1 protein-coding gene is annotated in these 750 nt (G+C 59.9%); it reads left to right on the top strand.

Annotated features, from left to right (window positions below):
- Positions 1-12: 12 nt before the first annotated feature.
- On the top strand, positions 13-750 hold a 738-nt coding region (locus tag HGP16_RS33705; protein ID WP_168844265.1), incomplete at its 3' end, for an IS4 family transposase.

The following is a 750-nucleotide window of genomic DNA, read 5'->3' as shown; positions in this document are numbered from 1 at the left end:
CTGGTGGTTTCCATGCTCAATTTGGATCGCCCCAAGATGCTGGCGCTTGACCGCACCAACTGGAAGTTCGGGTCGCGCAATATCAACATTCTGCTGCTGGCGATCGTGACCCGCCGCTTTCGGGTGCCGCTGCTCTTTACCCTGCTGCCGCATCAGGGCAGTTCCGACATGGCCCAACGCATCGCCCTGATGCGGCGTTATCTCATGCTGTTTGATGCCGCATCGATAAAGTGCCTGTTGGCCGATCGGGAGTTCATCGGCGTCGAGTGGATGGATTTCCTCAACCAAAACAATATTCCCTTCGTCATCCGCCTGAAGATCGACATGGCCGTCACCCTTCAGGATGGCAGCACATGGTCGCTGGCAACGCTGCTGCGGCGCAGGCGGGCGCGACGGGCAAGCGTCATCGGCAAGGCCCATGTCAACGGCACCGCCGGCACCACGCTTGAGCCGATCTGCCTGGCGGCAAAGCGCCTCGACGACGAATGGCTGATCGTCGCCACCAACCGCAACGATCCCAAGCAAGCCCTCAACGATTACCGAAAGCGATGGGGCATCGAGTGCCTATTCGGCGATGCCAAAACGCGCGGCCTCAATATGGAGGACACCCACATCACCAATCCCGACAAGCTCGCAAGCCTGCTCGTCATCCTCATCCTGGCCATCACCTGGGCCTACCGATGCGCTACTCACACCATGGGCATGAAGGCGATCACGCGAAAAAGCCACGGACGGCGCCAGAAATCATGG

The sequence above is a fragment of the Rhizobium sp. P40RR-XXII genome (assembly GCF_012641405.1).
In the GTDB taxonomy this organism is placed as follows: domain Bacteria; phylum Pseudomonadota; class Alphaproteobacteria; order Rhizobiales; family Rhizobiaceae; genus Rhizobium.
This window is presented reverse-complemented; position numbering and strand designations above follow the sequence as displayed.